Genomic DNA, 22,345 nt, shown 5'->3' on the forward strand with positions numbered 1-22,345 from the left:
GTACCCACCTCCGGCCGGCGTAGCAGCGAACGACCTTCCAGGAGCAGAGCACGATGCCCGATGATCTGGGACCGGACCCGCAGACCGGACTGATGCCGGCGCGGTATCCCCCGGGCGCCGCACCGGACTTCGAGGCGATCTACGAGTACGCCAAGCAGTGGCTCGACCTCGGCGACGAGATCTACCTGTACTACATCAACCTGGCGTTCCCCACCCTCAGCCTGACCTGGAGCGGCGGTGCCCGGGACAAGGCCCTGGAGTCGCTCGAACCGCTGCGTCGGATGCTGGTCGACCCGAAGCAGGACCCGAGCGGTCAGTCGTTCCTCAGCGCCGCACGGATGGTCTGGAACGTCGGCGAGTCGATCAACTGGTACGCCGACAAGCTCCAGGAGCAGCGGAAGAAGGAGGAAGCCCAGGCGATCAAGGAGATGTTCCTGGGCATCTTCATGTTCGCCCTGATCTTCGTCGCCTTCATCCCGGCGCTCAGCTTCATCGCGAACCTGATGGCGACGTTCACCCGGCTGCTCACGGCGGTGGTCCGGATGTTCCAGGGCGCGGTGTGGATGCAGCGGCTGGCCGGCTTCGCCGGCGGTGCGATCGACGGCGCGCTCGGCGCCTTCGTCAGCGACAAGGTCTTCAACGACCTCGCCGGAAACATCGCCGGCACGCACCTGGACGAGGACCCGAAGAACATCATCATCAACGTCGCGGTGGGTGCCGGCGTCGGCGGCATCTTCGGGCTGGGCGCGGTGGGCCGGAACGCGCCGCACGACATGCCGGGCGGGATCGGCGGCCCGAAGACCATCGGTACGGGGACGAGCGTCTCCGGACCGAAGAACGTCAGTACCGGCGTACCGGACGTCACCGGCACCCCGGGCGGTGTGAAACTCCCCGGGGACGGGCTCTTCAGCGGACCGAAACTGGAAGGGCGGGGACCGGTCACGGTCCGCGGTGACGGGGACGCGGTGCTCTTCGACCCGGCGCCGCCGTACAGCGCCAGGCCGACGGAGAACGTCCGGCCCGGCGGGCCGACGTCCGGTGTGGAGTCGCCGTCGGTTCCCCGGGACGTCCGCCCGGGCGCCCCGAGGTTTCCGGGTGAGGGGAACACCCTCGGCGCCCGACCCGAGGTCAGCGACCTGCGTCCGGCGCCGAACGTGCGTGACGTCTCGCCGGCCGGGCCTGGTGTGCGGGATGCCTTGCCTGCTGGGCCTGGTGTGCGGGATGTTCCCCCGGCCGGGCCGCACGAGCCGGTGCCGGCGGGTCGGCCGGATGCTGTCGCCACTCCGCCGGGCGGCGCGAAGTCCCCGGACGCGGGCAACGCGCAGAGCGCCCGGCCGGACGGGTCCCGATTCCCGGGCACCGGTAACACCCTCGGCGCCAAGCCCGGGGTCAGCGACCTGCATCCGGCGCCGAACGTGCGGGATGTTCCGCCGGCCGGGCCGCACGAGCCGGTGCCGGCGGGTCGGCCGGATGCTGTCGCCACTCCGCCGGGCGGCCCGAGGTCCCCGGACGCCGGCAACGTGCTGGGCGCCCGGCCCGCGGTCAGCGACCTGCGGCCGGCGCCGAACATCCGTGACACCCCGCCCGCCGGGTCGACCGGCGTCCGGGCCGAGCCCGGTGGCGCGAGGGCGGACACCGTCGCCCCGGCCAACTCGCCTCCCACCCGGGACACCCCGCCCCCGGCCCGTGACCTCGGTGACCGGCAGGCGGCGGCGACGTCGACCGGAGACGGCAACGCGGTCTCGGCCCGCTCCGGGTCCGGGGACCGTCCCGGCACCGGTCAGGCCGCCGGCAACGACGACCGTCGCGGCGGCGGCCAGCGTACGGACGGCGACGGCCCCGTCGTGTTGCCGGGCCATGTCGGGCCGCCGCCCGGGGCCGGGCGCGAGGTGATCCGGATCGACCCGGAGACCGGCGCCCGGGACCTCGTGACGATCGGGAAGAAGCCGTTCCCGGGCACCGGCCGAACCTTGGGTGCCACACCCGGCAGCGACCTGCACCCGGCACCGAATCTTCCGCAGGGACCGTCGCCCCGCCAGCCCCAGAGCCACGGGCAGGGCCAGGGCGGCCGCGCGGGTTACGAGTTCCACGAGATCGACCCGGCCACCGGCCGGACCAGCCCCACCGGGCTCGGACCGGACGACGTGGTGGTCAGCGCCAAGCCAGTGGACCGGCAGGTCTTCCGCACCAACGTCAACACCGGTGAGCGCGAACTGGTCACCCTGTCGCGGCTGCCCGGTCGGGGCAACACCCTGGGCGCCGCGCCCGGCACCGACCTGCGTCCGGCACCCCGGATCGGGGAGGGCGCGTCCTCCCGTCCGGGTCACGGGCCGGGAGCCGACGGCACCTACCGCTACCACGAGATCGATCCGCACACCGGTGCCGCCACCCCGACCGAGGTCGGCCCGAGTGAGGGGATTGTCCGGGTCCAGCCGGCCAGCGGTGTCGAGCAGCGCAACTTCGTCGTCAGGAACGGCGAGAAGATCCCGGTCGGCGCGCCGGACGAACGCGTGCTGCGGTACGACTGGGGCCGGCGGCAGTGGGACGTGGACACCGTGTCGCCCGGGCCGGCGCCGGCCGACCGGTCGGGCAACCCGTCCCCGGGAGGGGGGAAAGACAACCCGCTCACGGATTCGCCCCCCGGGCTCCAGGTGCTGCGCCGGGACGCCGACGGCAACATCGACCTGCTGACGTACCGGCGTGACCCGGTGCGGGTGGCGAACGGCAGGACCGACGGATTCACCTTCCAGGAACTCGGCACCGGCCGGACCGGATGGCACGAGGGGGAGTACTTCGGCACCCCGAAGGTCGAGCGGGTCACCACCGTCCCGGACGCACACCGGTTGGACGGGACACCGGTCAAGCTCACCGAGCACGGCGTCCTGGTGCGTGATCCGGAGACCCGGCTCTGGACGCCCGTCCGGAGCGGTGGCGGTGCGGACGTACCGGTCGCGCCGGCCCGGCCGGGCGGCTCGTCGTACTACCGGGCGACTCCGGAGCAGGACGGGTTGACGCCGGCCGGTGTCAAGGGTGACCCGTTGCCGGTCATCAAGGTGCGGGGCGACGGCAGCGTCGAGACCAGCACCTTTTCCCCGTCCGGCGACAGCCTGCCGCAGTTGCGGGTGGGCCGCAACGGCGAACTGCTCAACTCCACCCCGAACGGCATCCGCCCCGAACAGCTCAGCTTCGACCCGAAGTCCGGCAATCTGACGTTCCGCGAGCCCACCCCGTACGAGGCGGGCGGCGGGTCCGGCGGTTCGGGTGGCGGTTCCGGCGGTGGGCCGGGCGGCTCCGGTGGTCCCGGTGGCAGGCCGGGTGGTCCGGGCGGTGGTTCCGGTGGTTCTGGTGGTGGTCCGGCGCGGGGTGGCGGTGGGCTTGGTCAGCGGCCGACGGGGACCGGTTCGCAGACGCAGACCCAGACGGAGACGCGGACGATCACTTTCACCGAGGACAAGCCTCCGCAGGTGGGTGACCGGACCCACGGCGGCGGCCCCGAGGACGTGGTCGGCGAGCCGAAGCCGGTTGGCCCGGAGCCGGTGCCGAACGACGGTGGGATGGTCGGCGGTGGTCGACCGGATAGCGGCGCTGGTACCCGGACGGTCCCGGCTCCGGCGCAGCGGCCGGCGCCGGAGCCGAAGCCAGCGCTGCCGGAGTCCGGCTCGCCGCAGGTGGGGCCGAAGCCGGAGCCGGTGTCGTCGCCGGTCGAGGGTGGCGGTGTGGGTGGTCGGCCGTCGCGGGAGCAGTTGGCGGCGGCGGCGCAGCAGCGGATGAACGCGGGTACGACCCCGGTGGACGATTCGGCGCTGGTGGTGCCGAAGCCGGAGTCGGCTGGGGCGGTTGGGGTGCGGCCGGTGGAATCCGGGCCGGTGTCGGAGCCGGGTCGGCAGGTGTTCCGGGTTGATCCGGTGACCGGTGAGCGTGATCTGGTGACGTTGTCGGTGCCGAGGGAGCGGTTCCCGCAGGGTGGTGGTGACACGCTCGGCGCGCAGCCGGGGACGGTGAAATATCCGGCGCCAAGGAGCGTGGGTGCTGGGCCCGCTGAGGGAGTTGGCGCGTCTCGGGGTGCCGGTGGCCGGGGTGGCTACGAGTATGTCGAGGTGGATCCGCGTACCGGGGTGGAGACTCGGACGTCGGTGCATCCGGACGAGTCGGTGCTGCGGGTGCAGCCGGTCGGCGGTAATGGTCAGGGTGCGAGTGGCCAGGGCGGCGGGCGGAGCCCGGTGGGTGAGCCGACGGAGCGGGTGGCGGTTTTCGACTCGCGTACGGGTCGGTGGGATGTCACGACGGTGAGTGCGCAGCCGGCGTCCTCCGGGGTGGAGTCGCGGAACTATCACGTGGTGGTGCCTCGGGGGCGGACTCTGGCCGAGCCGGTGCCGGAGCCGCCGACGTTCCAGGTGTTGCGAGGCGACACGAGCGGCAATGTTGACCTGTTGACGTTCGACCGGCCGCCGGTTCGGGTGCCTGAACCGGATGCGGGTGCCGGCTCCGGGTATCGGTATTTCGAGTTGGAAGCGGGTCGGTGGTACGAGGGTCGTTTTGACGGCACCCCGTCGAGGATGGAGCGGGTGACGACGGTCGGTCCGAGAGGACACCGGTTGGACGGGCAGCCGGTGGAGGTCGATCCGGGCCAGAACCGGGTGCTGGTACGTGACCCGGTTGCTGGGCGTTGGGGATTGGTACGCAACGATCGGCCGCAGGACGCGGCTGCCGTGGAGCCGGTGGATCAGCCGGTGGCGGGTGGTCTGACGTACTTCCGGCCGGGGGACGACGGCACGGGTTTGCGGCCGGTCGGGGTCAGGTCCGAGCCGTTGCGGGTGGTCCGGGTCGACGCCCACGGTGGGGTGTCAATGACGACGTTCTCGCCGTCGGGTGGGACGGGTTCGCCGCAGTTGCACCTGGATGCCGACGGTGTGCTGGTCGGGGCGGGGCCGGACCGTGTCCCGTCCGACCAGTTGGTTTTCGACCCGGGGTCGGGTCGGTTGACGTTCACCCAGTCCGACGCTTCCGGGACACAGGGCTCAGGCGGCCCGTCCGGCGGTTCTGGTGACGGGCGGACACTGGGTGGCTCCGGTGGTGGACCGGCACGGGGCGGTTCCGGCGGCGGTCCGGCACGGGGCGGCGGTGGGCTCGGCCAGCGGCCGGCGGGGACGGGCTCGCAGACGCAGACCCAAACGGAGACGCGCACGATCACCTTCACCGAGGACAAGCCGCCCCGGGCCGGTGGACGACCCGGGGACGACCTTCCCGAGCCCGTGGTGCGGCCGCCGGCTCCGGCGGAGAGCGGCACGGTCGAGCAGCCCCGGGATGTGGCGGACGGCGACGGGCCCGAAATGGGTACCGGCGGCTCCGGGGCGCCCGAGGGGACCCACCCGGTAACGCCGTCCTCCCTGGTCGGCTCGGCGGACCACACCCCGTCGTCCCCGGTGGACGAAGATCGTGTCGGGGTGCCGATCGTCGGTGGGGAGCGACCGCTGCTGTCCCTCGAACCGCTGCTCCACGGCGATCCGCTGACCACCAACCGGCGCCTGGCGGACGATCCGGCGTACGCGACCGACGTCATCACCGCAGCCTGGTCCCACCCCGACGCGACCCTGGCCTACGGTCGCAGCTACGCCCTGCTGCCCGCCGCCGACCTGCCCCGTTTCATCACCGTCGGACAGGGCGCCGTACAGGTCAGTACCGACCGGCCGCGGTCGGTGCCGGACGGCCACCAGTTGCTGGTCTTCGACTCGTACCGCATCCAGGTGCCGTACGGCGATCGGGCGGTCACGCTTGTCACCGGCTACGAGGTGGAACTCCTGGGCCGCACCCGGCTGGGAGCGCGTTTTGTGCAGCCGCCGGATCCCGACGTCGTACCGCCGGCCGGTGCCCGGCGCCCGGATCCGTCGGTGTCCGGGCAGACCGGTCCGCAGGACGGCGGATCGGCGGTCACACCGTCGGAGACCGCAACCACGCCGTCGGAGGCCGCGGACACCCGGATGCTGGACCGGATCAACAGCCGGGTCACGGGCGAGATCACGAACAGCGGCGGCGACGACCTGCTGGCGGACCTGTTCACCGCGCGGTATCCCGCCGGGGCGCGACTGCCCGGCGGCGGCGATGCCGGTCAGGACATCGCCTGGCGGGCGGACTCGGCGGCCGAGGGGCCGGGCTGGCAGCGGGTCGCCTCGTGGCAGGACGTGGCAGCGGCGGCGGGGCAGGCGGGCCGGGGCGGCTTCGCACTGGTACGCCTCGAGGACACCAGCCGAGATGCGGTCGGCGTGCACGTGGGGCGGGACGGCACGCTCTGGATCGTGCACGTACGTCCCGGCACGGACCCGGTGTACCACCGGTTCGACGAGGCCGGTACCGCCGGGCTTCCCGACCCGGTCCGGGTCGCCGTCCTCGACTACTGCGCCGACGTGCGGTCGGCGACCTGATCCCCGCGCCGCAGGAGCTGCGCCCTGGCCCGCCGCCGATTCGTCTCGTCGGCGGCGGGCCGCACGCTGCGGGGGCGTCGGCCTACCCGCCGGGCAGGAGCAGCACCTCGCTGCACCTGTTGAAAACCATGATCTGCCGGGGCGGTGGCGTCCCGTCCATGGTCAGTGGCACCGGAACCGGTCCCTCCGGGGTGAAGCTGATCTGCCAGAGCTGCCCGTCCTCGCCGTGGGCGAGCACGGACGGCGGATGGGTGTCGTCGGGCAGGACCACCACGAAGCCGCTGTCGTTGGCAATCTCGAGAGCCACCTGCACCCGCCGCCACGAGTCGGTGCGGAGGACGCCGGCCGTACCTCCGGCGACCGCCTCGTTGAACCAGTCGGCGACCGCCATCCCCTCCATCTCCGGCTGACCCCGGTGACGGATCTCCATGAAGCGGGCGTCGAGGAAGTCGACCAACGGCTGACCGCCGGCCCGGTACGCCCCTTCGGGCAGCCTCCGCGCCACGTTCAGCAGCGATCGGACGGTCTCCGGCAGGTCGGCCTCGGTGGACGGGGGAGCAGCGGCGGTCGGGGGAGTGCCGGCGGTTCGGGAGCCGGCGGCGGTCGGGGGAGTGCCGGCGGACGGTACCGCGCCGATGCCGTCGAACGGATGCCGGACGGTGGCGTCGTACGGACTCCGTAGGGTGAGGTGACCACCGGATCCGCCCGGAAGCGGAAGCTCGTCGTTGACGACATCCCACGGTTCGCTGCCCGGGGTGAACAGCAGCCAGCTCTCCCCGCCGACGGTCAAGAGTTCGGCCCGCTCGTCGGAGAGGCTGACGAACAGGTCCGTCACCGGGGCCGCCACGTGCCAGCCGCCCGCCTGCGCCAACCGCCGGGCGAACCCGTCCGGCAGTGCCCCGGTCGCGCAGGAGAGCAGCGTCACGTCCGCGCCGGCCGGCAGCAGCGCCGCCAGCATCGTCGCCAGTTGCTCGGGGGTCAGCAGGACCTCGCGGACCGCGCCCTCCGCCTGCCTCACCGGCACCCGCACGAACTGGCCGGCCGGGTGCACCAGCAGGGGCACACCCCGGCCGGCTTCCAGCAACGGCCGCCCGGCCAACTGCGTCAACTCGGCATCGGTGAGCAGGGCCCAACCGTCCCGTGCCTCCGGCACCTGGCGCCACAACACCTCGGCGCCGTCGGCGTACCACACGTTGTTCCCGCCCGGTTCGAGCCGCGACACCACCGGAAGCGGGACACCGTCGGCCCCGACCGGCACCCCGTCCGGGGACACCGGCCCGAGGGGGAAACCATGAGAGGCGGTCGGCAGACCGGCCGCCTCGACGTGCGCGTCCCGGACGATCCGCTCGAGGTCCGAGTACGTCCGCTCCAGCGGCCCCAGGTCCATGAAACGCAAGCCCAGCGCCCGCGCCTCGAGCACGATCAGCCCGTCGACCAGGTTGTCGAACTGGCTGTTCACCCCGAGCATCTCGCCCTGACTCCGGCGGACCGCGCCGGTGTGCAGCAGAGCGTTGTCGAGGTAGCTACCAGCACCGGCGACGCTGAGTGGTCTGATGGCGGGCCCGCCCTGCCGGCCGGTGAAGGTCCGGTGGTCCTGCTCGAAGTCGGGGTACTGCTCGCCGAAACGCTGCTCGAAGACGGCGCGGATCCACGAGGCGTAGTCGTGGACCACCCGGCTCGCCGCCGGGCTCAACCCCTGGCGGATCCGCCACAGTGGCTGCCGGGCGACCAGTGCCACGTGGTGTTTCCCGGCGCTCCGGGCCGTCGTGCTGAGGATCACCCCGGTCACCTGCATCGCGGCGAGGGCCAGCAGTCCCTCGATGTCCCGTACCTCGGCCGGGGAGAGCTGCGCCCGTTGTCGCAGCCCGCTGGTGATCTCCTCAGCGAATTCGACGGCCCACTCGGCGTCAAACCTCGGGTTCTCCAGCCAGGTCATCCCGGCCACCCCGGAGATGATCGTCCTCAGGGCCCGGAGCCGGGCGCCGAAGCTCATGTGCGCGTACAGGTCGGGGACGTTGCCGGGCCGTACGGGAACGAAGTGGGCGTGCCGGGCCTGCTCGTGCAGCGTCCACCCGTCGACGGCCCGCAGCAGGTCGGTGAGCCGGACCGAGTACTCCCGCGAATTCGGGGCAAGAAGACGGCGGGACGAGCGGGCGATCTGGTTTATCGCCTGGCGGAGGGCCTCGGCCGCGTCCCACCGGTCCATGCCCATCTCACCCGGCAGCATGCGAAACGGCCTGGTGTCGACGAACTCCATGATCGGCAGAATCTCGGTATCCCGTACCTGCTGCTCCGTCAGGCCCGGCACGTCCTGCCAGACCTGACCGTTGTGCAGGAACCGGAACGTGCCCCGGTCGAGGACCACCTCGATGCCGGTCTGTGGATGCCGGGCCAGCCAGGGCAGGCGGCGCCGGTCGACGTTGTCGGGAAAGGTCAGGTAGCCGCTGTGCACCTCGGTCTCACGGCCGCCGAGCCCGGCCTCCCCACCCGTCAGTTGGTCCGGGTCGACCCGGGTCGAGCCCGGTGGCGGGTTGATGCCGGGGGTCAGCGGGAGGAAGAACAGTTCCCCGACCTCCGCCGGCATCCGGGCCAGACCGCCACGCTGCCCGTCGAGGGGTACGACGCCGTGCGCGTCCCGTACCAGGTTGAACGCGTGCGAGACGCCGGCCCCAGCCTCTCCTTCCGTTCCGGCGGACGCCGGGGTCGGCGGGCGTACCAGCAGGATGCCCCGCGCTCCGACCTCGGCCGCGCCCATCACGGTCAGCACCGGTTCCAGGGCGGTCCGGTACACGATTGAGTCCGTGGCCGGCAGGCCCAGCCGGTCCCGCTGGTATTCGACCAGGTGCGACTCCGGCATGATCCCCTCGGCCGGCGCCTGCCAGACCAGTTCCTCACCCGGCACCAGGTTCATGTCGGTGACCATCGCGGTCAGCACGCAGTTCGTGACCGACGCGTCCGGATTGACCGCCGTCAGCCACGGGTACGCGGCCCCCACGGTCTTGTCGTCGGCGAACCGTGACGGGACCACCTGGTCCGGCCCGCTCTCCGGGGCCGCACCGGCCCAATAGGAGCCGGAGCCGTCGAACCGCGACGGGTCGGGTCCACGGTACGACGTGCCGACGTTCGGCCGGGAGGAACCTGAGCGGGACGAGCCGGTCCCGGAGGAACCTGCCCCGGAGGAACCTGCTCCGGATCGGCTCGTCCCGGACCGCCCGCCCCGGCCCTGGCCGGTGGGTACGGACGCCGGCGGCAGCCCGGTCGCGGTCGACGGATCCCGCAGTCGCACCCAACGGACGCGGTCGTCGCCCCGTTCGTGACTGACCCGCCCCAGCGGATCGCGGGCGGCGTCGACAAGCTGGCCGAGCAGGGCGGCTGCCCGGGGCGGCAGGACCACCGGGGTGATCTGCCGCGCCCGGGTGATCGGGTCCTGGCGACCGGCGAAGGAGTCGCTCACCGACGTGATCCGCTCACGCAGTTCCCGGCGACCCGCGATGAACTCGATCACCGCGTCCCACACCACGGCAGGGTTCGCGTCCTGCTCCACCACCGGACGCACCATCGACAGGTTCAGGTTGCCGGGATTGTTGTGCAGTTGTGCGACCAGCGTCGAGGCGACGTCGGCGATCCGCGCGTAGGTCGCCGCGGCGTCCACCACCGGAGGCGGCGCTGTCGGCGCCGCGAGCCAGGTGTGCTCCTGCCCGATCGAGAAGAACCGGTCCTCGTCGCCCAGGTCCGGCAACTGCCACCGACCGTCGAGGCGGAGCTGTCGGGCCATCGGCCCGAGCACCCGCTCGGACGGGCCGGTACGGTGGATCACCTCGTTGCGTACCTGGGTGTAGCCGTGGCTGTGCACCTGCCGGGCGAGTGCCAGGACGTTGGCGGGGATTTCTCGACTCGGGTCGAGCACGTTGTTGATCCCGGCCGGCCGGGTGTAGTTGTCCGACACGGAGGCGGCGTACGCCCGTCCCAGCCCGGTGTTGGCGGCGGCGACCACCACCGCGTTGTTGACCCGGGTGATGAGCCGGGCGAACCCGTACCCGCCGGGCGTGCCCAGCACATGCTCCAACATCGGGTCCAACGGACCCTGGATCTGGTTGTCGACATCGGTGTAGACACCGCCGAACCGCTCCAGGATCTCGATTCGCAGCAGGTCACTGGCGGTTCCGTAACCGGCACCGGTACGTCGGGACATCTCACTGCGGTAGAGCGCCTCGACCGACATCGCGTTCGGGCCGGCGAACACCTCGTCCACGTTGACCAACTGGATACCGTGCTCTCGGGCCCAGTTCACCATGTCCAGGACATTCGCCTCGACGGTCCCGGGCCGGGGCGGCGGGTGCATCCCGCGGGCCCGCTCGATCTGCGCCCGGGGCACGTCGGTCCACAACACCACCTGGTAACCCCCGGACGCCTCGACCACACGTTCGAGGTTGTGGCGGGACTGGGCGTGCTGTCCCTCGCCGGTCAACGGCCCGCCCAACCAGATCGCGTGCACGATGCGGGGTATCCGGCGTCCCGTGATCCGTCCCGCCCGTACCCCGGCAATCCGGGGCTCACCGACGACCGAGTCCGGGTCGGCGACCAGGTTTCTCGGGTCGACGTCAGCCCGCCTCGGGGTGCCGCCGTTGGTCAACGAGATGGCCCGGAAGAATCCGGCCCGCTGCCGCGACTTCAAGGCGTCGAAGTCGTAGTTCCACAGGAACGCCGGCGGCTCCGGGCTGGTTCGGGTGCCGAAGTAGTCAGGACCGATCGACCCGACGGTACCGTCGCCGGCCGGCCCGGCCGGTCCGCCCACGCCCCGCGCGTTCGGCCGGTACCGATCGACCAGGAACCGGGTGAGCTGCTCTACCGTCGGCGGGCCCGCGTCTTCGGCCATCCCGCTGGCCGTGGTGCCCGCACCGGACGGCGTGGGCGCCGACCACCAGGCCATCCCTGCGGGGAGGGACGCCGACCTGTCGTGGCTGCCACCGTCCAGGCCCGGCACGGTGCCGGTGCGGATGTGGTGCGCGGTCCACTCCGCCAACCCCACCGGGTTGCTCGGCAGGGGATGTTGTTGCCGCAGTTCGGTGAGGTGCGCGGTCGCCTCGGCCGCGTCCACCGGCGGATGGTCGTGGTCCGTGAGCCACCGGTTGACCCGGGTCAGGAACTCGTCGTCGACAACGGGTGGCGTCGCCGGCAGCCGGGGCGTGTCCGTTCCGGGCGGTGACTCGCCGGTGGCGTACCAGCGTGCCACCCGGGCGGCCTCGTCCGGGCCGTACCGGTCCAGGACGTAGGCGGTGCTGCGCAGGCCCGGCAGCTCGAGCCGCAGCGACCGGCCCGCCCCCTCCGGATACAGGTCGCGCGCCTGCGCCAACAGCTGCTCGTAGCGCTCCTGGCTGCGCTTGCGGAGTGCCCTGGTGAGCTCGTCCTCGGTTGGCAGCACCGGACCGGCGGCCCCCCAACCGAGCGCCGGCACCGTCTCGGCTGGCACCGTCTCGGCCGGCGACGGCCCAGCCGGCACCGTCTCGGCCGGGCCACCGAGCGCGGCTGCCGGGGTCGGCCGCCGGTCGGTGCCGAAGTTCGCCGGCGGCAGGACAGGCTCACCCGGCCCGGCCCGGCCGGTGGTGAGACGGGACCGGTCCCCGAACGTCGGGAGCGGTGAGCGGAACACGTCGCTGCCCGCGCTGAAAAGGACCTCGCCGGCGGGCGGCTCCTCGTCGACGTCGGGCGTCAGGGCGAGACCGGACGGCGGCGTCGCCCGGGCCGGCCGCCCGCCCTCCGGCAGGCGCGCCGATTGCTCCGGCAGGCGCGGTGAGTCCTCCGGCAGACGCGGTGACCCGAGGTCCGGCTCCTCGACCTCGTACGCGGCGGCGCCTCCGGTCGACGTCGGCTCGCGCAGCGTGCCGTAGGCGTGCCCGAGTGCGCGGGAGAGCGCGGCGGCGGCGGTCCCCCCGCTGGCGTGGAACTCGGCCGCCACCATCGTGGTGAACGCGTCGAGCAGCGCGAACTGACTTGTCTGCCGGGGGGTGGGTCGGTGGGTCACCAGGGGACGCTGGTGGTCGACCGCCACCTGGAATCCGGCCCAGGCGAGGGCTTCGCCGTACGCCTCGGTGCGCTCGCCCAGCAGGTCGAGGTGGCGGCGGGCGGCGTCGAGCTGGTCTCGGTGCACCGGGGTCAGCCGTACGATGTCCGGGCTCCTGCTGTCGGCCCAGGACCAGTTCGAGTCCGGGCTCAGCGTGGCGATCAGGTTGTCCGGCGTGGTGACCGTCGGGTCGACGACGTCCCGCCCCAGCGCCGCGCCGACGAGCCGGGTCGCGAAGACCACACAGTTGCTGGTCAACAGATGGTAGTTCTCCCCGGAGCGCGCCACGGCGAACAGGTACGCGTCGGCGAGCTGTCCGGCGGTGATGTGGTGGACCCCGAGCACCCGGGCGTGCCGGGCGAGCAGGTACCGGGTGTCGTCGTTGATCCTGCCCTGCGCGCCGAACAGGCCCTCGTCCGGATAGAACCCGAGGGCGACCTGTCGCCCGTTCGGCAGCCGGATCGCCACCACCGCGTGTCCCGGGCTGAACGCGGCATCGGTGGCGAGCACCCGGGACGGCGCGGCCATCAGGACGAGTTCGATGTCGGCGGTCGGGTTGCCGGCCTCCTCCCGGGCGTACTCCTGCAGGGGGCGGGCGAGCTCGACGAATCTCGTCACCCACTCCTGCGGCTCGGGTCGGGACAGGTCGAACCGTCGGGCCGGCGGGGGCAGCAGGGTGAAGCCGCGCAGGGTGCCGTACGTCCGTCCGAGCCGCTGTGACAGGTCGCGCGCGGCGCCCTCGCCACGGGCGACGTGTTCCGCCGCGACCAGGGTGGTGAACGAGTCGAGCAGGTCCAGCTGTGCTCGTCGGGTGGTGCCGACGTACCCGGTCACCAGCGGGCGCTGGTGGTCGAGCGCCACCTGCTGGGCCGCCCACGACCGGGCCTCGTCCACCCGTGTCCGGTCGGTCCGCCCGGCCAGCGAGGACGCGGCCGAGGCCAGGGCCGCCGCGTCCGTACGCTCCAACGTGGTGACCGGGTCGGTCGCGTCCGACCAGGTCCGGCTGGAGTGGCCCAGCATTGCCGTGACGAACTCGCCCACGGTGGCGTCCATCGGCGCGTCGGTGATCGGGTGACCCACGGCGGTCCTGGCGAACCTCCGGACGAACTCCGAGTTGCCGTCCCGTAGCGAACGCACCCAGAGGTCGGAGTGTTCGAGGCTGAACAGTACGGCGCGGGTCAACTGCTCCGGGTTGACCCGGATCGTCGCCGCGACCCGCAGCGTGGGGTCGAGCAGGCCACTGGTTGTCGGATCCGGTCCGAGACTCACCGGATCGACCCGGCCCGGAACCCGGACCTCGACCCAGACCCGGTCGGCGGCACCGGACGCCGCCACCACGACCAGGTCGACCGTGGGAGCGGACTCCGTCTCCGCCGCGCGCTGTGCGTACTCCCGCAGGGGGCGCAGGCGTTCCATCATCAGCAGGAGGCTGTCGCCGTCCGCCTCCGATTGGGGGAAGGGGACAACAGCGGCCGGTGCTGGCGTTGGTGCCGGCGCCGGGTCGCGGTCCGGACTCGGCAGCGGATCGGGATCCGGCTCCGGCTCCGGTTCCGGCGTGGCCGGGGTGAGATCCAGGTCGGCGCCGCCGGGGGAGAGGGCCAGGCCGAGCGTCCGGGGGGTGATCCGCGGTGCGGTCGGATCCGGGTGCAGCAGCTCCGCGACGAACTGCCCGGCGGTGGTGACGGGTACGCCGGTGCGTGCGTCGAGCAGCGGCACCGTCCAGAGGTCCAGCTCGGTGTCGTCCGGCAGCCCACGTTCCGCCCGCAGATCGGCGGCGAAGTCCGGGAACCGGGCGGTGAAACCGGCCGCGAAGAGGTCACGGATCACCGGCGCGTGCTGGACGAGGAAGTCCTGCAGTTGCGGGCCGGCCGCCTCCCACTGGGTCAGCATCGGTTGCCGGGCGAGCAGGGTGGTCCCGGACCGCACCGTCGCGCCCGGGTTCGCCTGGTCGGCGAGCACGTCGGAGAGCTGCACGTGCAGCAGGGTCATCAGTTCGACGGTGGTGGCGACCGACCGGTCGGCGGCGGCGTGGGCCGGGATCTCCCCGACCGGTGGTGTCGTACCGGTCCGGGCGGCCAGCAGGTGACCCGCCACCTCGTACCCGAACTGCCGGGCCGCGACGAGAGCGTCCCGGTCCGCCGGTCCGCTGCTGTCGACGAGGTCGTCGAGCAGCCGGAGCAGACCACCACCGAGCGGGGCGGCGGTCCCGGGTGGCGGCGCGGCCTCGTGGGGCTCCGGTCCGCTCCCGGCCGGTGTGCCGGTCGACCAGGAGTTGTCACCGCCCGGCTGGATCCGACCGTCGACGTCGACCAGCACCGCGCTGGCGCCGACCGCGTCGCGTACCGGTGCGGGCAGTTCGCCCACCGAATGGATCCGGCGGCGCAGCGGATCGACCCAGCGGACACCGGTGGTGGTGGCGACCAGCGCGAGCGCCTGGTCGTCCTGCCCGTCGGGCATCCGTAGCAGCACCAGCGCGAGCCGGGGACCGGTCGCGGTGGAAGCGTCCAGCGGGTCGAGCCGGCTGGGACGGTTCACCTCGTGGGCGAGTCCGGCCAGCGACGCCACCGGAGCCCAGCCGCCGGTTCCGGCCGGGCTGTCACCGGGCGCGGCCAGGCCGGCGACCGAGTCGCTGTCGGTGGGCGCGGCCAGACCGTCGACCGAGTCGGTGCCGTGCAGGGCTGCCGCGAGGCCGGCGACCGCCGCGAGGTGGTCCGCCGGGGTCGGTACGCCGTCCGGGGTGGCCGGTAGCGTGTTGACCACCGACCGCAGTTCGGACACCGCGAGGGCGTGACCGGGCGGCGGGGCGGTCGCCGCCACGGACTCGACGGCCAGCAGGGCCGCGTGCTCGGCGGCGATGTCGCTGCCGGACGCCCGTACCGTCTCGGTCAGCAGCAGCCGGTCCACCGGCTCCAGCCGGTGGGCGCGGACCGCCTCGGCGCGTACCCGGTCCGCCACCCGAGGGTCGGCCCCGGTCGGGGTCGGCAGCAGCCCGCGTGCGGTCAGCTCGCCACGGACGGCGGTGCGGAACAGCGCCAACGCCAGCTGTTCCGGGGCGACGCCGGGCGGTGGGTCGGCCGCCGGTGCCCAGCGGCCGAAGCCGGTCACCGGCGGAACGTTCTCCTCCGACACCTCGACGAGGGTCTGCCCGTCCGGGCCGGCGCCGTCCCGGCCGCCCGGGGTCGATCCGCCGTACGCCGCGCCGGCGACCACCCGTCCGGTCAGCCGTTCGGTCTCCTCCGGACCGAGGCCGAGGACCCGCAGGTTCTCCGCGACCAGAGCACGCAGCGATTCCCGGGTCAGCACGACCGGTCGGGCGGTCGCCCCGCTGGTCCGTACCACCGGCGGCCGCTGGCCCCCGGGAGACCGGGACCGGTCGAAGGTCGTCTCCGCCAGCCACGAGGCGGTGGCGACCAGGTCGACCGAGGAGCGGGGGTCCGCCGGCGGGTCGCCGACCGGTACGGTCAGCCGCGCCGGCGGGCGGGTGGCGTCGTCCGAGCGCAGCGGAAGTCCGCTGCCGAACCGCACCGGACGGGTGCCGTCGGCGTCGTGGTGGCCGACCGCGGTGTACGTGCGTCGCACGTGCGGGGGCACCGGCGCCGCCCGCCACCGCCCGTCCTCGTCGCGGACCAGGTCGGTCACGGCCCGTACCCGGTCCAGCAGCGACGCGGCGCGCAGCCGCTCCACCACCACCCGGACGACGATGTCCGGCTGCTCGTGCCGGCCGGCGAGCCCGGTCAGTCCGGCCAGGTCGAGCCGGGTCGGATCCTGGGCGAGCTGGTCACGGGCGGCGGTGTGGACCCGGTCGACGAGGTCGAGCGTGCCGACCCGGTCGAGCAACGGGACGGGCCGGCCGTCGGCGGTCGGGGTCCCGGCGTAGCGCCAGCCGAGGCGGTGCGCCTCGACGAGTTCCCGGGTGGTGATGTCGGCCTGCGACCGGGTCAGCCCGCTGCCGAAGACGGTGAGGTGGCCGCCGGCCTCGACGACAAAACCACCCCGGGGGTACGTGTCGTCGGTGCCCTGCGGGACGACGCCACTGGTGGTCGACGACGTGTAGACCGTGACGTCGAAGCCACGCGCCCGCAGCGCGGTGCCGAAGTCGGCCCCGACGGTCCCGCCGATCACCGCGATGGACCGGACCGGCAGGTCGGGGTCGGCGTACTCGCCGGCGAAGGAGCCCTCGTCGGCGACCAGCCGGGCGAGGGTCGCCCCGTCGACTGCCGGTGGGGAGACGACCGCGAACGTCCGGGTCTCCGCCACCCACGGCACGGTGAGGTCCCGGAACCGCGCCGTGCCGTCGGACGGTGCCTCGTGGTGGCGGGCGTACGCGCGGTCGCAGTCGGCGATCCAGCGGGCCACCAGGTCGGCCAGGTCGTTGTCCGACCCGCCGAAGGAGAGCCCGACGGTCCGTCCCCACCGGTTCGACAACCGCTGCGGCCCGGCCGGACCGCCGGTCGCCGAGGGGCTGCCGGAGCCGGACGGGGGCGGTGGTGCCAGGGTCCCCTCGCTCACCGGGTCACCACCGTGCCGGGGGCGGGACGGAAGCAGTTCATCGGTTTTCCCTTCACAGCGGGTCGCGGTCGTCGGTCACGGACCCGGGAGAACGGCGAGCCGCCGTACCCGGGTCGGGCACGGCGGCTCGCCCTCGACGGGCCCGTACGTCACGTGGCGACAGCGTCCCCGTTCGTGGCGGCGCACCCGGACGGCGACCCCGGACCGGACGTCGGTCAGAAGCTGCGGCCGAGGTTCCAGAGCAGTGCGTAGACGTCGTAGACGCCGAGCAGCAGCGGGGGCAGGAGAAGCTGACAGGTCGTCAGCAGCGCCCGCAACGGTGACCGCTGGTGGCGGCTGTCGTCGACCCCGCCGGTACCGGAGCGCCACAGCAGCACCGGCACCCCGACGCTGACCGCCACCACGCCGGCGAGCAGCGCCAGCGGCAGCACCAGCGGTTCGGTCGCGGTCCAGTGCGCGAGCGCGGCGAACAGCCCGAACGCTCCCGCCATCGCGGCCACCACCGGCCCGATCGCCTCGGTGGTGAACTCGAACGTGCCCGCCCGGACGAGCAGCGCCACCACGGCCACCGCGGCCAGGGCGAGCGAGAAGACCGAGGTGTCGCGGGTCAGCACGAGCAGCGCCACCGCGACGTACGCCGAGGTGACCCCCATCAGCAGCACCAGGGTGCGCTGGGCGCGGAGCACCCGGTCGCCGAGCCGGTCCGGGTCGGCGTCCGGTTCCACCGTCGGTGACGACATCCGCAGCCACGAGGCGGCGGTGAGCAGACCGGCGGTACGGGGAGCGACGGCGAGGAAGAGCGTGCCGACGGTCACCGCCGTGGCGGCGGTGGCGGACGGGGTGGCGCCGAGCGCGATCACGAGTGTGGTCATCGTGCCGGCGGCCACGACCAGCAGCGTCACCGCGGCGAGCATCACCCCGGGCACCGCGACGAGGGCGATGACCAGGCCGAGCACCGTCCCGATCTGCCCGTAGACGAGGTGCCGGACATCCCAGCTCGGCGGACCGAGACTCAGCAGCGACACCACGATCATGCAGGGGACCACCGCACAGCCCAGCAGCGTCCGCAGGTGGTGCGGCAGCACCCTCGGGTACGGCTGCAGCAGCCGGGCGGTGATCGCCAGCCCGATTCCGACAATCGCGGCGAGCATCGCGACGAGGAACCGGCTGCGGCCGACGACGCCCAGGTAGCCGAGGAAGACGAGCATCCAGCCGGCGCCGAGCAGCATCGCGGCCCGGCCCCGGGCCCGGATGTCCCACCGGGGGCCGCGGCCGGACTTGCCGAGTTCCGAGACCACCTCCCAGACGCTGCGGACGACCGGCTCGTCCGCCTCGCCGTCGAGGACGTCGCGCAGATAGAGCACGGAGCCGTCGACGATGCCGGCGCCGGTCAGCGAGCTGGTCACCGGCAGCGGCGGCGAGCCGACCGGGGCCAGGCTCCAGGTCGGCGGCAGCGCCTCGTCGGAGTCCTGCCCGACCAGCCGTGCCAGCAGGTCGGCGTACTCGGCGATCGGCGCGTCGGCGGGTACCGCCAGGTCGACCCGTTTGCCGGTGCCGACGACGGTGACGAGGCAGCGGGGCTGGACCTCAGTGCTTCCAGGTTTCGACATTGGCCCATTCGCAGTCGGTGTAGTTCTGCCAGGTGATGTTCATCGCGCGGGCGATCTGACCGAGAACGCCCTCCGGCCCGAGCAGTCCCTCGGCGGCGACGTTCCACTCCTGCTGCAGGCCCTCGTAGTACCGCTTGTTCTCACCGTCCCAGTTGTCCAGCACCGGCTGGAGCTGGTTGCGCAGCTTGATCAGCTCGTCCTCGATGGTCTGGGCCATGTTGTTCAGGTACGGACCGGCGTGCTCCAGGTCCAGGGGTACGGCGATTTCGCGGGAGTCGATGCCGCCGGGCATTGGGGTCTCCTTCGGGGGCGACGATGTGGACGGACGGGCGGATCGGCGGGTCAGAACCGGGCCGGCGGCAGGTCGAAGCCGGCCTGACCCGGCATCAGCTGACCGTTGACCGGCTGCAGGTTGCGGACGTTCTCCGCCTCGGTGTCGGTGTAGTTCACGTAGTTGCCCTGCAGGCCGAGGCTGATGTTGGTCAGCGCGTCGTGCATCATCCGGGCGTAGATGTCCCAGTCGGTCATCAGCTGCTGGAAGGTGTCCTGGGCGATGCCGTGCCAGGTCGCCTCCAGGCCGACCACGTAGTTGCGCAGTACGGCGAGCTGCTGCCAGACCTGGTCGGCGGTCTGACTGCAGTTGATCGAGGCGCCGTGCACCATCTCCGGTGTGACGCGAAAGCCTGGCATGGTCATGGCTGCTCCATATGGAGTACGGTCGATTCCTGGTGCTCGCGGGACCGTCGGGCCGTACCCGGGTGGTGTCGGGACCCCGGGCGCTGCCGCGGCGCGGGCCGACGGACCCAGTCCAGGTTCACACCGTGGCCACGGCCCCGCGAGTTACCAATCGGATGTCCCCGCCGGGACCACCCGCCGGGCCGGTCCACCGCGCCGCCTGCTCACCGGGCTGAGACGTAGCCCAGCTCGATCGCCCGCCGGGTCAGTTCGGCCTTGTTGCCGGCGTTGAGTTTGGTCCGGATCCGTTTGACGTAGGTGCTGACGGTCGACTCGGTCAGCCCCATCCGGCGGCTGATCTGTCCGTGCGTCAGGCCCTTTGCCACCCACCGCAGCGTCTCGATCTCCCGGCTGGCCAGCTGGGGCTCCCGACCGGCCGGCTCCGGAGTGGTCTGGTGGACCAGGTGGCCGAGCAGATCGGCGGAGACGTGCAGGCCGCCCTGGCGTACGGTCTCGACCGCGAGCAGCAGTTCGGCCGCCTCCGACTCCCGGGTGAGGAAGGCGTGTGCCCCGCCCTGCAGCGCGGCGGGCAGGTTCGGCGGGTCGTCCGGCCGGCACAGGGCGATGGCTCGGCTGCCCGGTGGCAGCAGCGCCCAGAAGCTCGCCCCGATCCGGGTGCTGCGCTGCGGGTAGAGGTCGAGGACGACAAGTGCCGGCGGGTCGTCCCGGGTCGGGAGCGCGGTGACGCTCTCCACCCCGTACCGCACCGCCACCCCGGGCGCCTCGGCCAGCACGTGGGCCAGACCGCTGCGGATGATGGTGTTGCCGGACACGACGGCGAGCGGGAGCGGCCCCCCGCCGCTGTGCCGCGCGTCGTCCGGTCGGACGTCGACGCTGTTCATGACTGCTTCCCCCGCGGGTCTGCTCCGACACCTCGCCGCTGCCGCGGCCCGTCCGGTCGGGGCGGGTGGTGCGGCGGCGGGCTGGACACCAAAACGGTGTCCCCCGTCCCATGCAAGATCGAGAAGCCCGGGTTGCCCAGGCGGGATCAGTGGCGGAAATCCGAAAATTGCCGAATCTGCCGGTGAATCCGCCCACTCTCCGGGCGGCCGGCCGCAGGCGGATCGCCGGCTTGTCGGTGGCGGGCTGTACGGGATGTGCCGGGCCGCTCACCGAACTCGTCCACGACGATAGCGAGTGGACCGGCCCTCGTCTGCCCCGTCACGACGTCCCAGAACGGGTACTGTCCGGTAGCCGTCACCGGCGGATACAACTTGTCCATGACCATGCCCGACTTCCGCCAGTTGACCGAGCAACTGGCCCGGTTCAGCAGCGACGTGCAGCGCGCCCGCGAGGAGTTCGAGGCGGTCGAGGTGTACGGCAGCTCACCGGACGGCGCGGTACGGGCCACCATGCGCTCCGGCAAGCTCGCCGCCCTCACCATCGCCCCCGGGGCGATGGAGCAGGAGCCGACCCGCCTGGCGGATCAGGTGCTGGCGGCGGTGCGGGACTGCGAGGACCGCTCCACCGAACTGCTCACCCGTCGTACCGCTCCGATGGCGGGCACGATGGAGAAGATGATTGAGGAGCTGAGCTGACGGCGGACTGTCCCGGCGTTGTCATCAGCTGGCTGAGCAGCCGGGGGACGAAGGTCACCCGCTCCTGCACCTGAAGCAGTTCCTCGGCCAGCAGCCGGAGCGGATCCTCCAGCCGGTACCGCGAGGGCGACGAGGTCGGGGCGAGCAGGCTCGCGTCCACCAGTTCCTCGACCGTCTGCTCGGCGCGGTCGGGGTCCGACTCCAGCAGGGTCGCCGCGACCGGTACGGAGGCGATGCCGTCCGAGGTCAGGGCCAGCCGCCGGAACAGGCGTTGCGCGTCCCGGCTCAGCAGCCGGTACGAGCTCTCCAGGACGGGGCGTACCGCCAGGTCGCCGGCGACCAGCCGGGACAGCCGGGTGCGTCCGTCGCGCAGCCGCCAGGCGAGATCGCCGAAGGCCCACTGTGGACGTACGGCCATCCGGTTGCCGGCGATGCGCAGGGTGAGCGGTAGGTGACCGCAGAACCGGGCCACCTGCGTCGCCTCGTCGGGTTGGGCGACCAGCCGGTGCCAGCCGCTGATCAGCCCGAGCAGGGTGAGCGCCTCCCCACGCTTGAACCGGCTCAGCTGGATTCGTTGTCCGGCGTGCAGCCCGGCCAGGGTGCGGCGGCTGGTGACGACGAACCGGGCCCGGCCCTCGCCGGTGAGCAGCGGCCGGATCTGCGCCTCGTCGGCGACGTTGTCGAGCACGACGAGCAGGGCGCGGTCCCGGGACAGCGCGCGGAACAGGCCGGTCCGGTGCTCCACCGACGTGGGGAGTTCGGCCTCGGGGACGCCGAGACCGGTCAGCAGCAGACCCAGCGTCTCGTGGGGCTGACGCGGCCGGGGGCCCAGACCCTGCAGGTCCACGAAGACCTGGCCGTCCGGGAAGTGCTCCACGAGCCGGTGACCGGCGTGCACGGCGAAGCAGGTCTTGCCGACGCCGGGCGGGCCGGAGATGAGCACCGGCGCGGAGCCGAGGTCGGTGGTGCGCTCCGCCCAGAGCAGCAGCCGGTCGAGGTCCGCCTCCCGGCCCACGAAGTCGCACAGGTCGGCGGGCAGGCCCCAGGACTCCGCCCGCTCGGGCTGGGACCGGGTTTCGTCCGGGCCGGTCCGGGGTTCGCGGACCGGCCGGGCCACGGCCCGGAACGTCTCGGCCTTCGCGCCCCGCAGATCCAGCGCGCCGACCAACGCGTCGACGGTCCGCCGGTGTGGCCGCGCGATGCGGTCGCGTTCCAGGTCCCCGACGGTACGGACGCCGAGACCGGAACGGAGGGAGAGTTCCTCCTGGGTCAGGCCGGCGTGCAGTCGTGCCTCGCGGAGCAGTCTGCCGAAGGTCGTCCGGGGCGTGATCATCGCGGGAAGCTCCGCGTCCGCCGCCACGGGTAGCCGTTGGTGGGAGGGCGTCGACCCGTCCCGCGTCGACATGGAGGAGATCAGCACCACCGCTGCCGTTTCTCTGCCGAATGTTCTGCCATCAGTCCAACCCCGCTCAG

Annotated in this window: 8 protein-coding genes; 2 read left to right on the top strand and 6 right to left on the bottom strand. The window is 73.0% G+C overall.

The window, feature by feature from the left end; translation table 11 throughout:
* Positions 1-53 precede the first annotated feature (53 nt).
* Positions 54-6,419 (top strand): hypothetical protein, encoded by a 6,366-nt coding sequence (locus ABGB21_RS07770; RefSeq protein ID WP_347677056.1) that lies wholly within the window; start codon positions 54-56, stop codon positions 6,417-6,419.
* 82 nt (positions 6,420-6,501) lie between these two features.
* Here ABGB21_RS07770 and ABGB21_RS07775 read toward each other — a convergent pair whose 3' ends face one another.
* From ABGB21_RS07775 to ABGB21_RS07795, 5 genes are all read right to left on the bottom strand, one after another.
* Positions 6,502-16,989 (bottom strand): TcdA/TcdB catalytic glycosyltransferase domain-containing protein, encoded by a 10,488-nt coding sequence (locus ABGB21_RS07775; RefSeq protein WP_347677058.1) that lies wholly within the window; start codon positions 16,987-16,989, stop codon positions 6,502-6,504.
* 215 nt (positions 16,990-17,204) lie between these two features.
* Positions 17,205-18,599 carry a type VII secretion integral membrane protein EccD gene (gene eccD, locus ABGB21_RS07780; RefSeq protein ID WP_347657510.1) on the bottom strand — a complete coding sequence of 465 codons (1,395 nt, stop codon included), beginning with the start codon at positions 18,597-18,599 and terminating at the stop codon, positions 17,205-17,207.
* Complete coding sequence (locus ABGB21_RS07785) at positions 18,577-18,891, bottom strand: WXG100 family type VII secretion target (RefSeq protein WP_347657511.1); 315 nt, start codon at positions 18,889-18,891, stop codon at positions 18,577-18,579. Before ABGB21_RS07785 ends, eccD begins: the two co-directional genes overlap by 23 nt.
* A 50-nt stretch (positions 18,892-18,941) precedes the next feature.
* On the bottom strand, positions 18,942-19,295 hold the full coding sequence (locus ABGB21_RS07790) for a WXG100 family type VII secretion target (RefSeq protein ID WP_347657512.1): 354 nt from the start codon (positions 19,293-19,295) through the stop codon (positions 18,942-18,944).
* Between the two features lie 203 nt (positions 19,296-19,498).
* Positions 19,499-20,176, bottom strand: coding sequence for a response regulator transcription factor (locus tag ABGB21_RS07795; RefSeq protein ID WP_347657513.1), 678 nt, complete (start codon positions 20,174-20,176; stop codon positions 19,499-19,501).
* 378 nt (positions 20,177-20,554) lie between these two features.
* Here ABGB21_RS07795 and ABGB21_RS07800 point away from each other — a divergent pair, with 378 nt between their 5' ends.
* Positions 20,555-20,872: a YbaB/EbfC family nucleoid-associated protein gene (locus ABGB21_RS07800; RefSeq protein ID WP_347657514.1), complete on the top strand. Its 318-nt coding sequence runs from the start codon at positions 20,555-20,557 to the stop codon at positions 20,870-20,872.
* Here the strand turns inward: ABGB21_RS07800 and ABGB21_RS07805 are convergent.
* Entirely contained in the window at positions 20,811-22,292 is a 1,482-nt protein-coding gene (locus ABGB21_RS07805) for a helix-turn-helix domain-containing protein (RefSeq protein ID WP_347657515.1), read from the bottom strand. The genes ABGB21_RS07800 and ABGB21_RS07805 overlap by 62 nt on opposite strands.
* Between the last annotated feature and the right edge of the window lie 53 nt (positions 22,293-22,345).

The organism is Plantactinospora sp. B24E8 (genome assembly GCF_039871735.1).
Lineage (GTDB): Bacteria > Actinomycetota > Actinomycetes > Mycobacteriales > Micromonosporaceae > Plantactinospora.

Excerpts from the sequence above, each read along its gene's own strand:
- ABGB21_RS07770 (WP_347677056.1), top strand. The coding sequence starts at position 54 with ATGCCCGATGATCTGGGACCGGACCCGCAGACCGGACTGATGCCGGCG.
- eccD (WP_347657510.1), bottom strand. The coding sequence starts at position 18,599 with ATGTCGAAACCTGGAAGCACTGAGGTCCAGCCCCGCTGCCTCGTCACC.
- ABGB21_RS07785 (WP_347657511.1), bottom strand. The coding sequence starts at position 18,891 with ATGCCCGGCGGCATCGACTCCCGCGAAATCGCCGTACCCCTGGACCTG.
- ABGB21_RS07790 (WP_347657512.1), bottom strand. The coding sequence starts at position 19,295 with ATGACCATGCCAGGCTTTCGCGTCACACCGGAGATGGTGCACGGCGCC.
- ABGB21_RS07795 (WP_347657513.1), bottom strand. The coding sequence starts at position 20,176 with ATGAACAGCGTCGACGTCCGACCGGACGACGCGCGGCACAGCGGCGGG.
- ABGB21_RS07800 (WP_347657514.1), top strand. The coding sequence starts at position 20,555 with ATGACCATGCCCGACTTCCGCCAGTTGACCGAGCAACTGGCCCGGTTC.